At 71.1% G+C, this 17,246-nt stretch carries 18 protein-coding genes and 1 tRNA gene; 8 read left to right on the top strand and 11 right to left on the bottom strand.

The annotated features are described in order from the left end of the window. Positions 1-19 precede the first annotated feature (19 nt). Genes ABD205_RS13350 through ABD205_RS13340 form a run of 3 tightly spaced genes read left to right on the top strand, consistent with a single transcriptional unit; the run spans position 20 to position 2,729 of the window. Positions 20-1,411 carry a ferredoxin reductase family protein gene (locus ABD205_RS13350; protein ID WP_344045403.1) on the top strand — a complete coding sequence of 464 codons (1,392 nt, stop codon included), beginning with the start codon at positions 20-22 and terminating at the stop codon, positions 1,409-1,411. Next, complete coding sequence (locus ABD205_RS13345) at positions 1,408-1,944, top strand: FMN-binding protein (protein WP_344045401.1); 537 nt, start codon at positions 1,408-1,410, stop codon at positions 1,942-1,944. The genes ABD205_RS13350 and ABD205_RS13345 overlap by 4 nt, the downstream gene beginning before the upstream one ends. Then, positions 1,941-2,729 carry an FAD:protein FMN transferase gene (locus tag ABD205_RS13340; protein ID WP_344045399.1) on the top strand — a complete coding sequence of 263 codons (789 nt, stop codon included), beginning with the start codon at positions 1,941-1,943 and terminating at the stop codon, positions 2,727-2,729. Before ABD205_RS13345 ends, ABD205_RS13340 begins: the two co-directional genes overlap by 4 nt. Here ABD205_RS13340 and ABD205_RS13335 read toward each other — a convergent pair. The 3 genes from ABD205_RS13335 to ABD205_RS13325 all read right to left on the bottom strand — a co-directional run bounded on the left by ABD205_RS13335 (position 2,703) and on the right by ABD205_RS13325 (position 3,592). Continuing rightward, on the bottom strand, positions 2,703-3,284 hold the full coding sequence (locus ABD205_RS13335; RefSeq protein ID WP_344045397.1) for a TetR/AcrR family transcriptional regulator: 582 nt from the start codon (positions 3,282-3,284) through the stop codon (positions 2,703-2,705). The genes ABD205_RS13340 and ABD205_RS13335 overlap by 27 nt on opposite strands. A 5-nt stretch (positions 3,285-3,289) precedes the next feature. Next, a complete protein-coding gene (locus ABD205_RS13330; RefSeq protein ID WP_344045395.1) occupies positions 3,290-3,424 on the bottom strand; it encodes a hypothetical protein in 135 nt (44 codons plus the stop codon). A gap of 95 nt (positions 3,425-3,519) precedes the next feature. Next, positions 3,520-3,592, bottom strand: a tRNA-Arg gene (locus tag ABD205_RS13325). A 231-nt stretch (positions 3,593-3,823) separates the two neighbouring features. Here ABD205_RS13325 and ABD205_RS13320 point away from each other — a divergent pair. Continuing rightward, positions 3,824-6,598, top strand: coding sequence for an FtsX-like permease family protein (locus ABD205_RS13320; protein ID WP_344045393.1), 2,775 nt, complete (start codon positions 3,824-3,826; stop codon positions 6,596-6,598). A 163-nt stretch (positions 6,599-6,761) separates the two neighbouring features. Here the strand turns inward: ABD205_RS13320 and ABD205_RS13315 are convergent, their stop codons facing one another. Continuing rightward, entirely contained in the window at positions 6,762-7,028 is a 267-nt protein-coding gene (locus ABD205_RS13315; RefSeq protein ID WP_344045392.1) for a metal-sensitive transcriptional regulator, read from the bottom strand. Then, positions 7,028-7,438 carry a DUF302 domain-containing protein gene (locus tag ABD205_RS13310; protein ID WP_344045390.1) on the bottom strand — a complete coding sequence of 137 codons (411 nt, stop codon included), beginning with the start codon at positions 7,436-7,438 and terminating at the stop codon, positions 7,028-7,030. Before ABD205_RS13310 ends, ABD205_RS13315 begins: the two co-directional genes overlap by 1 nt. A 325-nt stretch (positions 7,439-7,763) precedes the next feature. Here ABD205_RS13310 and ABD205_RS13305 point away from each other — a divergent pair, with 325 nt between their 5' ends. Next, positions 7,764-9,875, top strand: coding sequence for an MMPL family transporter (locus ABD205_RS13305; protein WP_344045388.1), 2,112 nt, complete (start codon positions 7,764-7,766; stop codon positions 9,873-9,875). A gap of 45 nt (positions 9,876-9,920) precedes the next feature. On the opposite strand, the gene ABD205_RS13300 is transcribed toward ABD205_RS13305, so the two are convergent. The 6 genes from ABD205_RS13300 to ABD205_RS13275 form a co-directional block, all read right to left on the bottom strand. Then, the gene (locus tag ABD205_RS13300; RefSeq protein WP_344045386.1) at positions 9,921-10,862 is read right to left on the bottom strand and encodes a formylglycine-generating enzyme family protein; all 942 of its coding nucleotides are present in this window, start codon (positions 10,860-10,862) and stop codon (positions 9,921-9,923) included. A gap of 2 nt (positions 10,863-10,864) precedes the next feature. Beyond that, positions 10,865-12,403, bottom strand: a complete 1,539-nt coding sequence (locus tag ABD205_RS13295) for an arylsulfatase (RefSeq protein WP_344045384.1) — start codon at positions 12,401-12,403, stop codon at positions 10,865-10,867. A 116-nt stretch (positions 12,404-12,519) separates the two neighbouring features. Further along, positions 12,520-12,927: an arsenate reductase ArsC gene (locus ABD205_RS13290; protein WP_344045382.1), complete on the bottom strand. Its 408-nt coding sequence runs from the start codon at positions 12,925-12,927 to the stop codon at positions 12,520-12,522. After that, positions 12,924-13,634: an aquaporin gene (locus tag ABD205_RS13285; protein WP_344045380.1), complete on the bottom strand. Its 711-nt coding sequence runs from the start codon at positions 13,632-13,634 to the stop codon at positions 12,924-12,926. The genes ABD205_RS13290 and ABD205_RS13285 overlap by 4 nt, the downstream gene beginning before the upstream one ends. Further along, positions 13,631-13,996, bottom strand: coding sequence for a metalloregulator ArsR/SmtB family transcription factor (locus tag ABD205_RS13280; RefSeq protein ID WP_344045378.1), 366 nt, complete (start codon positions 13,994-13,996; stop codon positions 13,631-13,633). The genes ABD205_RS13285 and ABD205_RS13280 overlap by 4 nt, the downstream gene beginning before the upstream one ends. A gap of 94 nt (positions 13,997-14,090) precedes the next feature. Further along, on the bottom strand, positions 14,091-14,789 hold the full coding sequence (locus ABD205_RS13275; RefSeq protein ID WP_344045376.1) for a cation diffusion facilitator family transporter: 699 nt from the start codon (positions 14,787-14,789) through the stop codon (positions 14,091-14,093). Positions 14,790-14,842: 53 nt separating this feature from the next. Between ABD205_RS13275 and ABD205_RS13270 the strand changes: the two genes are divergently transcribed. The 3 genes from ABD205_RS13270 to ABD205_RS13260 are packed head-to-tail and all read left to right on the top strand — an operon-like array spanning position 14,843 to position 17,219. Further along, a complete protein-coding gene (locus ABD205_RS13270) occupies positions 14,843-15,205 on the top strand; it encodes an ArsR/SmtB family transcription factor (protein WP_344045374.1) in 363 nt (120 codons plus the stop codon). 38 nt (positions 15,206-15,243) lie between these two features. Next, entirely contained in the window at positions 15,244-16,299 is a 1,056-nt protein-coding gene (locus ABD205_RS13265) for a maleylacetate reductase (protein WP_344045372.1), read from the top strand. Further along, a complete protein-coding gene (locus tag ABD205_RS13260) occupies positions 16,296-17,219 on the top strand; it encodes a dioxygenase family protein (RefSeq protein ID WP_344045370.1) in 924 nt (307 codons plus the stop codon). The genes ABD205_RS13265 and ABD205_RS13260 overlap by 4 nt, the downstream gene beginning before the upstream one ends. Positions 17,220-17,246: the final 27 nt, after the last annotated feature.

The following is a 17,246-nucleotide window of genomic DNA, read 5'->3' as shown; positions in this document are numbered from 1 at the left end:
GGAAGCGCATTGTTTCCCCATGACCACGACCGCGGCCACTGCCCTCACTCGTCCGCTGGACGTCCGCGCCCGGGTCGACGCCGTGGTCCGCACCGGCGTCGGTGGCGTGCTCTGGCTCGGCCTGCTGCTGGTCACCTACTGGTGGGTCGCCGACGGCGGCGTCCAGGACCTCGGCGGCTGGGCGGACGGCCTGACGTCGATCGGCCGCATCTCGGCGCTCTGGTCGTCCGTGCTGCTGCTCGCCCAGGTCACCCTGATGGCACGTGTGCCGCTCCTCGAGCACGCGTTCGGCCAGGATCGCCTCGCGCACATCCACCGGATCGTCGGCTTCGTCTCGTTCGACCTCATGCTGGTCCACGTCGTCCTCATCACCTGGGGGTACGCCGCCGGCCGGATCGGGTCGGTGCCCGCCACGTTCTGGAGCCTCAGCGTCGACTACCCCGGGATGCTGCTCGCCGTCGCGGGCACCGCCTGCCTCGTGATGGTCGTCGTGACGAGCGTGAAGCTCGCCCGACGGAAGCTGAGGTATGAGTCCTGGCACCTGATGCACCTCTACGCCTACCTCGGCGTCGGGCTCGCGCTGCCGCACCAGCTCTGGACCGGCGCGCAGTTCCTCAACCGGCCGGCCGCCACGGTCTTCTGGTGGACGGCCTGGGCGGTCGCGGCCGGCGCGGTGCTGGTGTGGCGGGTCGGCATGCCCGTCGTACGCAACCTGCGGCACGGGCTGCGCGTCGTCGCCGTGGTGCCCGAGGCCCCTCAGGTGCTGAGCGTCTGGGTGACCGGACGCCGGCTCGAGCTGCTCCGCGCCGAGGCCGGCCAGTTCTTCACCTGGCGCTTCCTGGGCCGCCACGGATGGACCCGTGCCAACCCCTACTCCCTGTCCGCCGCGCCCGACGGGCGGCACCTGCGGATCACGGTCGAGGTCGTCGGTGACGGCAGCGCCTCGATCGCCGCGCTCAAGCCCGGGACGCGGGTGCTCGTGGAGGGGCCGTTCGGACGGCTCTCCGCCCGGTCACGCTCGCACCGCAAGGTCGCCCTGGTCGGTGCGGGCGTCGGCGTCGTGCCGTTGCGCGCCCTGGCCGAGGGGCTCTCGTACGGGCCGGGCGAGGCTGTGCTCGTCCACCGCTACCGCGACGCCCCGCTCTTCCGTGAGGAGCTCGAGACGCTGAGCCGCGAGCGCGGGCTGCGGATCGTCGCCCTGCCCGGCCGCCGCCGCGCATCGTCGTCCTGGCTCGGGTCCGGCGTGACACCGCTGGACGACGCGCGTGCTCTGCTCGGGCTCGTGCCCGACCTGGCTGACCGCGACGTGTTCGTGTGCGGCCCGACCGGCTGGAGCGACTCCTTCACACGCGCTGCCACCGCTGCCGGCCTTCCTCCAGACCAGCTCCACGTCGAGACCTTCGGATGGTGAACCCCACGATGAACCGCCTCTCCCGCAACCTGACCTGGCTCCTCTCGACACTGACCGTCGTGGTGCTCCTGTTCGGCTACAAGACCTCGACCGGCGGGGGCAGCCTGTCCGCGGACTCGTCGGCCGTCTCCTCGGCCGGCACCGCACCGATCAGCGGCTCCTCGAGCGGGTCGTCGGGCTCGTCGGGCTTGTCGAGCGATCCGTCCAGCTCGCCCTCCGCCTCATCGGGCTCGTCCTCCGGCTCCTCCTCCAGCGCCGCGAGCACCGTCACCGGCGACGTCGCCCAGACCCGCTGGGGACCGGTCCAGGTCGCAGTGTCGGTGGCGAGCGGCAAGGTGACGGACGTGCAGGTCGTCGAATACCCCAGTGACAATCCCCGCGACGCGGAGATCAACTCCTACGCGCTGCCCATCCTGATCAAGGAGACCATCTCGGCGCAGAGCGCGAACATCGACATGGTCAGCGGTGCCACCGTCACGAGTGGCGGCTACATCCAGTCGCTGCAGAGCGCGCTCGACCAGGCGGGCGTATGAGCACGGCGACCGACGATCGCGTCGTACGACGCGTCGCGCACGTGATGGGCATGCCGATCAGCCTCGCGCTGCGTGGGCGGCACGCCGGCGACCTCGAGGCGCACTCGGCGTGGGCCGAGGCGATGGCGGCGCTGAAGGACGTCGACCGCGTCTTCAGCACCTACCGCAAGGACTCGTTCGTCTCCCGGCTCGACCGCGGTGCGCTCGACGTCGTCGACTGCCCGCCGGAGGTCGCCGAGGTGCTCGCACTGGGGGAGCGGGCCCGTCGGGAGAGCGGCGGCGCGTTCGACGTACGACGCTCAGGGCGGCTCGATCCCAGCGGAGTCGTCAAGGGCTGGGCGGTGGAGCGTGCCGCCCGCCCGCTGCGGCACCACCTCGACGACACCGACTTCTGCTTGTCGGCGGGAGGCGACATGGTGTGCCACGTCGCGGACCCCGCGCGCGATCCCTGGCGGATCGGCATCGAGGACCCGCACGACCCGACGCGGGTCGTCGCGGTCGTCCCGGTGCGGGACGGGGCCGTCGCGACGTCGGGGCTCGCACACCGTGGCGGCCACGTCGTCGACGCTCGCACAGGCCGGGTGCCGGAGGCGCTGGCCTCGGTGACGGTCGTCGCGGCCGACCTCGTGACGGCCGACATCGATGCCACGGCGGCGTTCGCCCTCGGCGCTGAGGGGCCCGGCTGGCTCGCGCAGCGCCCGGGTCGGACCGGCGTCGTGGTCCACGCGGACGGCGCGATCCAGGTGGTCGGCGAGCGATCACATGCTGGTGAGCGCGGCCAGTGATCGTCGTACGGACTCCAGCGGTGCCGTGTCCGTCGTCCGGGTCGCCCAGTGGAGGTAGCCCGTGAACGTGGCGGCCGTGATCGCCGCGGCCTGGACCTGCGCGGTCAGCTCGTCGACGCCGCGGGTGCGCAGGTAGGTGGCGCAGAGCTCGATCTGCTCGTCGAGGCGTCCGAGCCCGACCGACACCAGCTCCGGGTGCTCCGCGAGGATCTGGAGCCGGGTCCGGGTCAGCTCGGGGACGGGCGTGCGCTCCGCCGTGCAGATGACGGCGTCGATGACGGCCGTCACGGGGGCACGGTCGCCCTTCTCGAGCAGCGCGACCGAGAGCATCTCGAGGCCCTCGTGGAAGTGGTCCCAGACCAGGTCGGCCTTCGTCGGGAAGTAGCGGAACAGGCTGCGGCGACTGATCCCCGCTGCCGCGGCGATCTCCGCCGCGCTCACCCGGTCGTAACCGCGCTCGGCGAAGAGTCCGACCGCGATCTCGGACAGGCGCGCGGAGTCGATCTCGGCCGGTCGGCCCCGGGTCTGCTGGCCGGGAGCTCCGTGGGGAGTCATGGGCGTCAGCCCGTCGGTCCACCCTGCGGCTGATCCCTCACCCAGTGGGCCTCAGCCCGTTCGGCGCTGCCCGGGACCAGCCGGAACAGGAGCTTCGTCGCGAAGGCGCACCTGCCGTCGAACTCCGGAGTGCTCACCATCGTCGTGCCTCCTGCCGGCCGAGGCGGCTCTGGTGCCGCGGTCAGAACCTAGCCCGCTCTGACGCTGGGCGACGAGGATTGCCGAAAGAGTGGAGCGCCCCCGGCTGGACTCGAACCAGCAACCCACGGATTAGAAGGCCGTTGCGCTATCCATTGCGCCACGGGGGCAGGGGGTCGTGAGGATCGCCGTGACTCACCTCGTGACTTCCTCGGCGTAGTTCTGGACTCGTCTGACACCCGCCGCCAGTATGCCGCAGTGAGTGCCGCTAGCCGCCCACGTGGCCCGCTACAAGGGCCAAACCCACACCGCCTCCGACCTCAACTCCTCCCTGCGCTGGTGCCTCGACAGTCCCTTGTTCGACTCGAGGCGGACCGACAGCTTTCTGCAAGGATGAAGGCGTGCGCGTCTCCGGCTGGCTCCGTCGCGCACTGCGCCCCTCCTGGACGAACACTCTCGTGACGTTCGCCGCCATCGCGTTGAGGATGTTCGGCCCGCGGGGCGTCCATGGGGCTCCCGGCAACGGCACGTATCCAGACGTAGCCCGCGTGCGGGGGGCACTCGGATACAGGCGGGGCCAGGCGATCACGCTCGCGCTGCTCGCCGCCCTGCTGACGGCATGCGCGGTGTTCGCGCCGCTCTACGACCGGTCCATGCGGCAGGCGCTCATCGACGTGAAGCTCGAGCGCGTGTCCTCGCTCGATACATCCGTGCGTCTCTCCGTCCAGGCACTCGAGGGCGTCGCCTACAAGCCCGGCATGGTGCCCTCGCCGGAGCAGCTCGCGGCGACGATCCCCGCGGGCGTACGCCGGGACTTCCGCGCGCCGGTGACCGGCTGGACGGCCAACGCCGACGAGGACCCGCGGCACGACTTCACCCTCGCCGGGGACGTGATGTGGCGACCGGGTGTCTGCGATCGCGTGCGCGTCGTCGCCGGCCGCTGCCCCGACAGGCCGGGCGAGGTGCTCATCTCCACCGGCGACGTGTCCTCCAACCAGCTGGCGCTCGGGCAGGAGCTGCCCGTCGTCACCCAGACGCTGACCCCGGTCCCCGAGGACCAGCCCCTGCCGCGGCACGAGCTGCACGTGGTCGGCCTCTACGAGGAGATCCCCGGCCGCGGGTGGTTCCGCGAGCGGCTGACCGGCTGGGCGGGCCAGTTCACCGAGACCGTGGGGCCTGCCCACCGGCGCACGCAGCCGAAGCTGATCCGCCACGATGCGTGGCTGACGGTGCCCGAGACGTTCACCGATCCGGCGGCACCGCTGCCGAACCTCCGCTCGTCGGCGACATTCGAGCTGCTGCCCGACCGCGTCGACGTCGATGAGCTGCACGACCTGACCCGGCTGGCCGGGCTGAGCGGTGCGCCGGCCCTGCGCACCGGCGCGTTCGCCGACGTGGTCACCGGACTCCCCGACATCGCCGCCCAGGTCAGCCGCCAGGTGGATGACGCCCACGTGGTCGCTCCGCTCATCGCCCTCCCCCTCGCGGTGCTGTGCCTGCTGGCGCTCTGGCTCGCCCTCGCGACGGCCGCGGACCAGAGCCGGCCCGAGATCGCCGTCGCCCGGCTACGTGGCCTCGGGGCGGCCGGCGCGCGCCGGGTGGCGGCCGGCGACCTGGTGCCGCCGGTGGTCCTCGGCGCCGTACCGGGCGCGCTCGCCGGCGTCGGCGGGGCATGGCTGGCGGCGAAGCTCCTCCCCGGCCACGCTGGCGTCGAGCTCCGCGCGCCCGTATGGGCGGCGTCGGGAGCTGCGGCGCTGGTCGTGCTGACCTGCGCCCTCGCCGTGGCCGCCCGGGTGGCGCGCACGCCGGTCGACCGGCTGATCCGGCGCAGCGCCAGCCTGCGCCGGGGCTGGCGGCTGGGTGCCCTGGACGGCGCGCTGCTCACCTGCTGTGCCGTCGCCGCCGTCGCCTACCTGGCCGGCAGCGTGCACGGCACCGCCGTCTACGTCGCACCCGCCGTGTTCGCGCTGCTCGTCGGGCTCCTCCTAGCCCACGTCCTCCCTCCGCTGGCCACCGGCGCGGGCCGGGCGCTTCTGCGCGGGGGCAGGACAGCAGCCGGGCTCGCCTTCCTCGACTCGGCCCGCAGCGTCGCGCTCCGGCCCACCGTCACCGCCCTCACTGTCGCCGCCGCCCTCACCGTCTTCGCCACCGATGCCGTCACGGTCGCCGCCCGCAACCGCGAGCTGGCCGCCCGCCAGGAGGCGGGGGCGCCGGCCGTCCTGGAGCTGGCGAGCACCGACGTTGCCGGCATCGACGACGCCCTGAAGCAGCTCCACGACGGGGCGGCCACACCCGTCGTCACCATCACGCCGCCCGGCGCCGGGGCCGTCATGACGGTCGCCGTGCGGCCGGCCGGGTTCGCTCGCGTCGCCCTCATCGACCCCGGCACCTTGCCGACCGACTGGACGCGTCGTCTGACGATCGATGGCCCCCACACCCCGGTCCTCGCCACGACGGCGGCGGACGGCGACAGCGACCGGCTCAGCATCACCGACGTCGACGGCAGACGCCGCCCCGCCGACATCGCGGGCACCGTCCCCCGCATCCCCGGCGCCCCCGCCCGCGCCGTCCTCGCGGACCTGGATGCGCTGCTCGCGACCGGCCCGCCCGGCGCCGGGGCCAACGTCTGGGTCTGGCTCGCCGATCCGGCCCTGGTCCACCCCGCGATCCGGGCTCTCGAGCAGCGCCACATCGGCGTCACCGACACGCGCACCCTCACCGACGCCCGCCGCGACCTCGACGAGACCATCCCGACCTGGAGCACGCGGCTCGGCCTGCTCACCGCCCTCGGGTCCCTCGCGAGCGCCGTGCTGCTCGTCGCCGTCGCCACCGCCGGCGGCCGCCGGGAGCGCGCCTACGACCTCGCGACCCTCTGGCTCGCCGGCGTCCCACGCGGCACCGTCCGCCGGCTCGCCCTCACCGCGCACCTGCCTGCCGTCATCACGGCGACCTTCGCCGGCTGCGCCGCCGGTCTGGTCGGCGCCAGAGTCGCGATGCCGCACCTCCCCCTGTTCGGCACCGCACCCGAGGTCGACACGCTCGACCTCGGCACCTCGTGGGTCGCCGTCGCGGCAGCCACGGGGGGCTGCCTGGTCGTGCTGGGGCTCGCGACGGTGCTGGCCGGCCAGGCGGACTCACGACGGACCACCCTCGACCGACTGCGCCGCGGGACCTAACTCGGCGCTCGGGCCCGCTCACGGGCGCAGCTTGGCCGGTAGCGCCCGAGGCCCTGACCCACGTGGCCTTCCACGCGGGCTGGCCGCAGGCGATGGCAGCCATGGCCGTGGCCAAGGAGGTCTTCGCCGACTGAGGCGGTGCCACGACGGCTCCGCCCGCTCGTCAGGCCAGGGCGAGGAAGAGCTTCTCCATCTTCTTGACGTCGACGTCGTCGAGGCCCTCGTCGGTGTTCGTCAGGCACTGCTGCAGGCCGGTGGCGACGATGGCGTACCCGGCGCGCGAGAGGGCCTTGTTCACGGCGGCGAGCTGGGTCAGGACGGACTCGCAGTCGGAGCCTTCCTCCATCATCCGGATCACGCTGGCCAGGTGACCGTTCGCGCGCTTCATGCGGGTGATGATCGCCTTGATGTCGGTGGGTTCGAGGTCCATCAGTGGTTCTCCAGTCCGGTCAGGGCGGCGGTGAGTCGCTGTAATGCCTCAGCAGCGACGGTGCGGAGCGCGTCGCCGGCACTGTCCGTGCCGGCCAGGGACATCATGACGTCAGGGTCGAACGACTCGACGACCGTGGTGGTGTCGTCGACCGCCCGGATGACGACGTTGCAGGGGAGCAGGGCGGCAATCGACGGGTCCGCCTGCAGTGCCTGATGGGCCAGTTGCGGGCGGCAGGCGCCCAAGATGAGCTGCGGCTCCACATCGACGTCCAGCTTCGCCTTCAGGGTCGCCTTGAGGTCGATCTCGGTGAGCACGCCGAACCCGGCCTCGCCCAGCTGGGCCCGCACCGCCTCGACCGTCTCGAGGTAGGGGCGCTCGACGGTGGTGCTCAGGGTGTATCCGGTCATCTCGAAAGAGTTCCTTCCGTGGTCTGCGTGTCGTGCGGGCTCCGAGGCGTCAACTGTACAACCCCCCAGGGGGATGTGTACGGTCGACGACATAACCCCCTGGGGGGATCGATCAGGTGCGACATGGCCGGGGATGCAGCCTCTTCCCGGAGCCGCTTCCGCGCGTCGTCTTCCCAATCTCTCCTCACGAGAAACGGATCCGCATGAGCGCTACCTCGGCTCCCGTCCACACGGCAGGGTCACCGACTCCGTCCCGGAAGGCCGCCGGTCCGCTGGGCCGGCTCGGCGTCTGGGTCACCCATCACGCCAAGCTGGTCACGGTGCTGTGGCTGCTCGCCATCGTCGGTCTCGGCGCGTTCGCCCCCCCCAGGTCGAGCACAGCCTGTCCGGCGCCGGCTGGCAGGCCAACGGCTCCGAGTCGGTCCAGGCGAGAGAGCTGGCGCGGGAGCACTTCGCCGGCAACGCGTCCTCGGCCATCCAGGTCGTCGTAAGCTCCTCCGACGGTCCGGTCACCTCCGGCGACGGCAGGCAGGTCCTCGCTGAGGTCACCCGGATCCTCCAGGGCGAGCCGCGCATCGCCGACGTCGTCCCGCCGACGCCCGGCGCGACCCTGTCCCAGGACGGGTCAACCGCCATCGTGCTGGCCGGCGCCGGTGTCGACACCAACGAGATGGTCAAGGTCGCAACCGCCCTCAAGGGCCCACTCCAGGACCTGTCCACCTCCACCGTCCAGGTCAACCCGACTGGCTCCTCACTGCTGTGGTCCGACTTCAACGAGGCGAACCTCAGCGCCATGATGAAGTCCGAGTTCACCTCCTGGCCGGTCACCCTGGCCATCCTCGTGCTCGCCTTCGGCGCCCTGGTCGCCGCCGGCCTCCCGCTGCTGCTGACCCTGGCCGGCCTGGTCGCCTCCGCCGGCTCCTTGGTGCTCATCAACCACCTGGTCCCGGTCTCGGTCTGGGCCATGAACTTCGCCATGATGTTCGCCCTCGCGCTCGGCATCGACTACGCCCTCTTCGTCGTCGTCCGCTACCGCGCCGCCCGCGCATCAGCCACTCAGCGACGAGCCCAAGACGCGGCGGACACCAACCACGGTCGGGACGTCAACCTCAACCACACCCTCGCCGACCGCCGCTGGGCCATCGCCCAGACCATGGACACCGCCGGCAAGGCCGTGCTCCTCTCCGGCCTCACCGTCCTGGTCTCCCTGTCCGCGGTGATGCTCGTCCCCTCGCCGTCGTTCCGCTCCATGGCCGGCGGCATCATGCTCTCCGTCGTCTTCGTGCTCGCCGCGACACTGACCCTGCTCCCGCTCGTGCTGTTCAAGCTCGACCACCGGATCAACAAGCTCGCCCTGCCGTGGTCGCGCTCGGGTGAGCACCACTCACCGAAGTTCGCCGCCTGGGGCGAACGCCTCTGGAAGCGGCCCCTGATCTGGGGCCTGGCCTCCCTGGTCATCCTCATCGCGCTCGCCGCCCCCATCCTCGGGCTGAAGACCGCGATGCCGTCCATCAAGGTCCTCCCCGAGGACGCCTCCGCGCGTGTCGGCTACGACCAGGTCCAGCAGGCGTTCGGCGCCGGTGCCCCCGGCACGCTGCAGATCGTGATGGACCGGGCCGACGCCTCCGCCGCCGCCACGGTCCTCGCGAAGGATCCCGGTGTCGCCGTGGCGATGCAGCCCATGCCTGCCTCCGACGCCAGCGGCTTGGTGATGGTCCAGGCGGTTCCGACCGTCGACCCCTCCGACCCGGGCCTCGGCCAGACCGTGGACCGGCTCCGCGCCGATCTGCCGTCCTCTGCCGTCCTCGGTGGTGCCGCTGTCGAGAACCTCGACCTGAAGGCGCAGCTCGACCGGTCCACCCCGCTCGTCGTCGGCGTGGTCCTCGTCCTCGGCTTCCTGCTGCTACTCGTCGCGCTGCAGGCGCCGCTGATCTCGCTGCTCGGCACCCTGGCCAGCCTGCTGTCCACCGCGGCGGCGTTCGGGGTGGCACGGCTGGTCTTCCAGGACGGTCACGGCTCGGGCCTGCTCGGCTTCGAGCCCCAGGGGTTCCTCGACGCCTGGGCGCCGGTGTTCTTCTTCGCCATGATCTTCGCCATCGCGATGGACTACACCGTCTTCCTGCTGGCCTCGGCGAAGGAGCACTACGAGCGCAGCGGGGACCCGCACGAGGCGATGGTCGGCGCGCTGGCCCACTCCGGCCGGGTCATCTTCGCCGCCGGCGCCGTCATGGTCGCGGTGTTCTTCACGTTCGCGCTCTCGGGACCGATCCCGCCGAAGGAGATGGGTGTCGTCCTCGGCCTCGCGGTCCTGCTCGACGCGTTCCTCGTCCGCCTGGTCCTGCTTCCGGTCCTGCTCCGGCTCACCGGACGTGCCGCCTGGTACGTGCCCGGCTGGCTGCGGAAGGTCCTGCCGAACATCACCTTCGCCCACGACTGACCGCCGATCGCCAACAGTTGCATGTCCGTGGGTGATCGGCACCGCTCACGCAGTCGAGCGCTGGGCACACCGGAAGCCGATGTGGCTCATCCCCGTGTCGATCATCTGCGGCCGCCGGGCGGCCGGCCGGTAGCGGCGGCAATAGCTGTCCGCGCAGAGGAACGAGCCGCCCTTGACCACCTTCCGCGGCACCCGGAACTGCGGCTGCTGGGGGTCGAGGCTCGCCTCCATGGCGGGGCCCTGGGGGTTGCTCGGGACGCAGCACGGGCTCGCCGCGGGGTCACCCTCGCGGCGGGCGACGTACCAGTCGGCCGTCCACTCCCACACGTTCCCGGCCATGTCGAAGAGTCCGTACGGGTTGGCGGGGAAGGAGCCGGCCGGCGCCGTCGAGCCGTAGCCGGTCTCCGCGCGCCACGGGAAGTCGCCGTGCCAGAAGTTCGCGAGCCGAGCGCCGGCGGGCTCCGGCTCGTCGCCCCAGGTGTACGCCGCCCCGACGATCCCGCCGCGGGCGGCGGCCTCCCACTCGGCCTCGGTGGGCAGCACGAGCCCGGCCCATGCCGCGTACGCCTCGGCGTCCTCGAAGGCGACGTGCACCACCGGGTGGTCGCCGAGCTCGTCGAGTCCGGACCGTGGACCGTGCGGGTGGCGCCACGAGGCGCCGGGCGTCCAGGTCCACCAGAGGTTCAGGTGTCGCAGGTCGACCGGGCCGGCGGAGCCGGTGAAGACCATCGACCCCGGCACCAGGTTCTCCGGCGGCGCACCGGGGAAGTCCGCCGGGTCGAGGGGCCGCTCCGCGACGGTGCGGTAGCCGGTCGCGTCGACGAAGGCGGCGTACTCGGTGTTGGTGACCTGGTGCGCCCCGATCGAGAAGGCGTCGACCCGGACGGGGCAGGCGGGCGCCTCCTCGGGGTAGTGGTCGTCGGAGCCCATCGTGAAGGTCTGCGCCGGGATGGGACGCAGATCGGCCCGGGTCGCCGCCCCGCGCATGCTCAGTCGGCCGCTAGCAGCTGGTTCAGCTTCTCGACGGCCTGGTCGATGCTGAAGGTCGCCGGCTTCTGGCGCGGTGGGAACTCGCGGAACGACTCGAGGAACTGCGTGGTGATGGCCGAGGCGTACAGGATCAGGTAGGCGCGCCGCAGCATCCAGTCGTAGTAGGTGTTCGACGTGATGTCCGCGTGCTCGAACGGGTCGGTGCGCAGGTTGAACAGCTTGGGCACGCGCAGCGGCACGAAGGGCTCGGCCCAGATCTGGAGGGTGCCGTGGACCCGCTGCTCCATGAAGACGACCTTCCAGGGGCCGGCCCGCATCGCGAGGCAGTCGCCGTCGTCGGAGAAGTAGATGAGCCCGAGCCGCGGGCTCTTCTCCACCTCCCCGGTGAGGTAGGGGAGCAGGTTGTAGCCGTCGATGTGGACCTTGTAGGTCGTCCCGTCGATCTCGAGCCCGGCTTTGAGCTTGTCGACGATCTCCGTGTCGCCCGCCGCGGCCAGGAACGTCGGCAGCCAGTCGTGGTGCTGGACGATGTCGTTCGAGACGACCCCGGCCGGGATGTGGCCGGGCCAGCGGATCATCTCCGGGACGCGGAAGGCGCCCTCCCAGTTGGTGTTCTTCTCGCTGCGGAACGGTGTCGTCCCGGCGTCGGGCCAGGAGTTCTCGTGCGGCCCGTTGTCCGTGGAGTAGATGACGATCGTGTCCTCGGCGATGCCGAGCTCGTCGAGCAGGTCGAGCAGCTGCCCGACGTTGCGGTCGTGGTCGATCATCGCGTCGTGGTACGGCGACTGCCAGCGTCCCGCCTGGCCCAGGCTCTCCGGCTTGGTGTGGGTGTAGAGGTGCATGTGGGTCGTGTTCATCCACACGAAGAACGGCGTGTCCGCCTCGTGCTGGCGCCGGATGAAGTCGACGCAGGCGTCGGTGAACTCGTCGTCGACGGTCTCCATCCGCTTCTTGGTCAACGGCCCGGTGTCCTCGATCCGTTGCCTCCCGACTCGGCCGTAACGCTCGTCGACCTCGTCGGAGTCCTCCTCGGTCGCCCAGCAGTGCAGCACGCCGCGGGGGTGGGCCAGGGCGTACAGGCGTGGGAACTCCTCCTGGCTCGGATAGTCCTCGCTCTCCGGCTCCTCCTCGGCGTTGAGGTGGTAGAGGTTGCCGAAGAACTCGTCGAACCCGTGCACGGTCGGGAGGTACTTGTTCAGGTCGCCCAGGTGGTTCTTCCCGAACTGCCCCGTCGCGTAGCCCATCGGCTTCAGCAGCTCGGCGATGGTCACGTCCTCGGCCTGCAGCCCGACGTCGGCGCCCGGCACGCCGACCTTGCTCATGCCGGTGCGGTAGACGCTCTGCCCGGTGATGAACGACGCGCGGCCCGCCGTACAGCTCTGCTCGCCGTAGGAGTCGGTGAAGCGCATCCCCTCGTCGGCCACCCGGTCGATGTTCGGGGTGCGGTAGCCCATCAGACCGTCGCTGTAGCAGCTGAGGTTGGTGATGCCGATGTCATCGCCCCAGATGACCAGGATGTTCGGCTTCGAGTCGGGCATGCGTGCCTCCGGGTGGACGTGGGCGGGGCGCACCCGTGCGGCCCCGGGTGCTCACACCCAAACCCGCCCGGCCTCGGGCAGACCTCCCCCAGAAGGGGTGACCGACCTCGAGCCGGTCACGGGAGGTCGAGGGAGGCGATCAGATCCTCGACGCGGTGCCTGATCTCGTCACGGATGGGCCTGACCGCCTCGATGCCCTGTCCGGCGGGGTCGTCGAGCTTCCAGTCCTCGTAGCGCTTGCCGGGGAAGAAGGGACATTCGTCCCCGCAGCCCATCGTGATGACGACGTCGGACTCCCGGACCGCCGCGGAGGTCAGGATCTTGGGTTGCTCGGCGGCGATGTCGATGCCCTCCTCGGCCATGGCGGCCACCGCGACCTGGTTGACCTGGTCGGCGGGCTGGGATCCGGCGGAGAGTACGTCGATCCGGTCGCCCGCCAGGTGGGCGAGGTAGCCGGCGGCCATCTGGGAGCGTCCGGCGTTGTGGACGCAGACGAAAAGGACGGTCGGTCTGCGCTGGCTCATGGGCGGCTTCCTTCGCCGGTCGGGACCTGTTCGGGATCCGGGAGGCTGATGGTGTCGAGGGGGTAGAGGACGGTGACGGCACCGACGGCGAGCGCGCCGCCGATCACCTGCATCAGGACGAACATGGCGACCGAGCTCGGTGCGATGCCCGCGAAGGTGTTCGAGAACATCCGTGCGACCGTCACGGCGGGGTTGGCGAAGCTGGTCGAGCTGGTGAACCAGTACGCCGCGGTGATGTAGCCGCCGACGGCGTACGCGATCGTCTCGGTCCTGCCGGACCGGACGGAGCCGAAGATCACCAGCACCAGTCCGAGCGTCGCGACCACCTCGCCGAGCCAGAGTCCGCCACCGGTCCGGTGGTGCGTGGAGATGGTGACCGCGTCGAGGCCGAACATCAGGTTCGCCACGACCGCGCCGAGGAACCCGCCGGCGAACTGCGCGAGGACGAGCGGGACGGCGTCCTGCCTCCCGAGCTTGCCGAGGACGACCTCGACGAGGGTGACGACCGGGTTGAAGGCGGCTGAGACCGGCTGGAGCGCGAGGATCAGGGCGACGAGCGCGGCGCCGGTGATCAGGCTGTTCTCCAGCAGCTGGAGACCGGCATCGCCCGGCGAGAGGCGGCTCGCCGCGATGCCGGACCCGATGACCGCCATGACGAGGAACGCAGTGCCGATGAGCTCGGCCGCGACGCGGCGTACGAGACTCACCTGCCGACTCCGCCGATCAGCGCCCCGAGGTCGGCGAGCGCTTCGGTCCTGACCGCGTAGTAGACCCAGACCCCACGCTTGGTGCGGTCGAGCAGGCCGACCTCGTGCAGGACCTTGAGGTGGTGGCTGATGGTCGGCTGGGAGAGGTCGAAGGCGTCGTTGAGGTCGCACACGCAGGCCTCGCCATCCGCGTGCGAGGCCACCAGCGACATCAAGCGCAGCCGCACCGGGTCCGCGAGGGCCTTCAGGAGGTGCGCGATCCTCTCCGCGGCTTCGCCGCTGAGCGGCTCCTGGGTCAACGGCGAGCAGCACGCGACGGTCTGGACCGGCGTCAGCTCGAGCACCGCCTGAGACTTCGACATAGATCTATATTGACAGGCGTCGATACGTGCGTCCACACGTGGACGCCGAGCAGGCGCCTGCTGCTGAGCTGGCGGGCGTGTGTGTGGGAAGTCGTCAGCCTCGCCTGATCGTGACCCAGGACTCCCAGGTGGTGTGCAGGATCAGCGCTGAGATCAGGAGCCCGATGATCGGGTCTGCGACGGGCACCCCGACAGCGATGAACACCGTCGAGACGATGATTCCTGCGCTGACGTAGCCGTCGGCGCGGGCGTGGTGGCCGTCGGCGATGAGGGCGGGGGAGCTGAGCTTTCGGCCGGCGCGCCAACGAATGACGGCGGCGATCTCGTTGCCGACGACGCCGACGATGCCTGCGACCAGGAGTGCCCACAGGTGCGTGGGCGTCTGCGGGTGGATGAATCGCTCGATGACCTGGACCAGTGCGAGGAGGGCACTGGCGAGGACGACTGCGACGACGCAGTAGCCGGCCCATCGCTCCCCTCGCTGGCTCCGCAGCAGGAACGCGATGCCGAGAGGGATCGCGGTCAGGGCGTCGCCGCCGTTGTGGATGACGTCGGTGAGGAGGGCGACCGAGTCGCTGACGAGGAAGACCGCGAGCTGAGTGATGGCGGCGGCGAGCAGGACGGCAAGGCTGAGGCCGACCGCCCTCACTCCAGCCCTCGATCGGAGGATCGACGGATCCATGAGCCCGTGGGAGTGGTCATGGCCGTGATCGCTGGGGTACGCCTCGGCGCCGTGGTGACTCCCGTCGTGGGGCACGCGCTCGGGGGTGGATGAGGAGCGGTCGATGATCATCGAATCCCACTATCTGCGCATTCACGCAGATACGCAAGTTTATGCTGGGCCTCGTGCACGACCAGATCCGCGACTTCGAGATGCCCGAGGACGACGCCGTCCAGGTGGCCGCCGATGCCTTCCGCATGCTCAGCGACAAGAACCGGATCAAGATCCTCGTCGCCCTCCTGCAGGGCGAATCCTCGGTCAACTGCCTGGCTGAGCTGATCGACGCCAGCCCGTCGGCGGTCAGCCAGCACCTGGCCAAACTCCGGCTCGCCGGATTGGTCAACGTGCGCCGCGAAGGAACGTTCGCCTACTACGTGGCCGCCAACACCCACGTGAAGCGGCTCCTGGACGAGGCGCTGTCCCACGCGGATCACGCAGCCGGTCACATCGACGCCTCGGGATCGCACCGCCACCGCGCGCGAACCTGACCCACCGGACGAGCGACCGAGAGATCGAGGAGGCCCCGGTGAAGTTCACCCACGAGACCTTTCCGCAGCGCATCGTCTTCGCCTCCGGCGCGGCAGGGCAAGCAGTCGCGGCGGAGGTCGAGGCGCTCGGCCGATCGCGCGTCATGCTGATCGCCTCCGACCGCGAGACGTCGTCGGTCGATTCGATCGCCGACCGCCTGCCCGTGGTCGTGCGGCACGTGGAGGTCGTGGCGCATGTGCCGGTGGAGGTGGCCCGGCGAGCTCGTGCGGTCGCCGCCGAGCATGATGTCGACGTCCTGGTCTCGGCCGGCGGGGGATCGACGACCGGTCTGGCGAAGGCCGTCGCCCTCACGACCGGTCTGCCGATCATCGCCGTACCGACGACGTTCGCCGGTTCGGAAGCCACCGACGTGTGGGGCCTGACCGAGGGCGGGACCAAGACGACCGGGGTCGATCGGTTGGTGCTGCCGGCCTCGATCGTCTACGACGCCGGGCTCCTGACCAGCCTGCCCAGGGACACTGCGGTGGCGTCGGGGCTGAACGCGATGGCGCACTGCGTGGACTCGATGTGGGGTCCACGAGTCGACCCCCTCGACCAGGCGCTGGCGGGCGAGGGTATCCGGGCGCTCGCCACCGGACTCGCCGCGGCCGGCGGCGACAGCACGTCGCTCGAGGGCATCGAGCAGACCCTGTACGGCGCCTACCTCGGCGCGGTCGCCTTCTCCTCCGCCGGCTCGGGGATGCACCACAAGATCTGCCATGTGCTCGGCGGGATGTTCAACCTCCCGCACGCCCAGACCCATGCCGTCGTCCTGCCGCACGTGCTGGCGTTCAACGCCCCGAACGCGGCCGACGCCGAGCGGCGCATCGCCCGAGCGTTCGAGGCGGACAGCGCGGCGGAGGGCCTGGCTGCGCTGCGACGGGTCCTCGACGCGCCCCGTGCCCTTCGCGACTACGGCATGCCCGAGGACGGCATCGTCGCGTCTGTCGCACCGATCCTGGCAGCCGTGCCCGCGAACAACCCCACGCCGGTGAACGCCGAGAACCTCACCGAGCTGCTGCATGCGGCGTGGGCCGGAGAGGAGCCCGCATGACCGGCGATCCCGACGCAGACGCGACACCGGACGCGACACCGGACGCGGGCACCGAGCAGTCGGCGCGTGAGGAGGAGCTCATCGAGCGAGTCGTGATGTCCTTCGACGCCTGCCAGAGCCCACGCCTCAGGGAGCTCATGGTCGCCCTCACCCGGCACGTCCACGGCTTCATCAGAGAGACCCGGCTGACCCAGACCGAGTGGGGCACAGCCATCGACTTCCTCACCCGGGCGGGCAGCATCACCGACGACAAACGGCAGGAGTTCATCCTGCTCTCCGACGTGCTGGGCGCCTCGATGCAGACCATCGCGGTCAACAACGAGGCCTACGAGCACGCGACCGAGTCCACCGTCCGGGGTCCGTTCTTCGTCGAGGGCTCGCCCGAGATCCCGCTCGGGGGAGACATGTCCTTCGGCGCCGCCGGTCAGCCGTGCTGGGTCGAGGGCACGGTCATCGACACCGACGGCAGGCCTGTGGCGGACGCACACGTCGAGATGTGGGAGGCCGACGAGGACGGCCTCTACGACGTCCAGTACGCCGACGGGCGCACGTCCGCCCGAGCACACCTCCGGACCGACGAGAACGGCGCCTACCGGTTCTGGGGCATCACCCCGACGCCGTACCCGATCCCGAACGACGGGCCCGTCGGCGAGCTCCTGCGGGCAGTCGGGCGCTCGCCGTACCGCGCCTCGCACCTCCACTTCCTGGTGCGCGCGACCGGCTACCGCGAGCTGGTGACGCACATCTTCGTCGCCGGCGACGACCTGCTCGGCAAGGACAGCGTGTTCGGCGTCAAGGACTCGTTGGTCAAGGAGTTCGTCGAGCAGCGAGCAGGCACACCGACCCCGGACGGGCGCGTCGTGGATGGCACGTGGTCCCGCACGCGATTCGACATCGTGCTCGCCCCGGCCGGGGCATAGGGGAGCCCGAAGCGTGCGCTCCTCCGC

The organism is Nocardioides panacihumi (genome assembly GCF_039530925.1).
GTDB lineage: Bacteria > Actinomycetota > Actinomycetes > Propionibacteriales > Nocardioidaceae > Nocardioides > Nocardioides panacihumi.
This window is presented reverse-complemented; position numbering and strand designations above follow the sequence as displayed.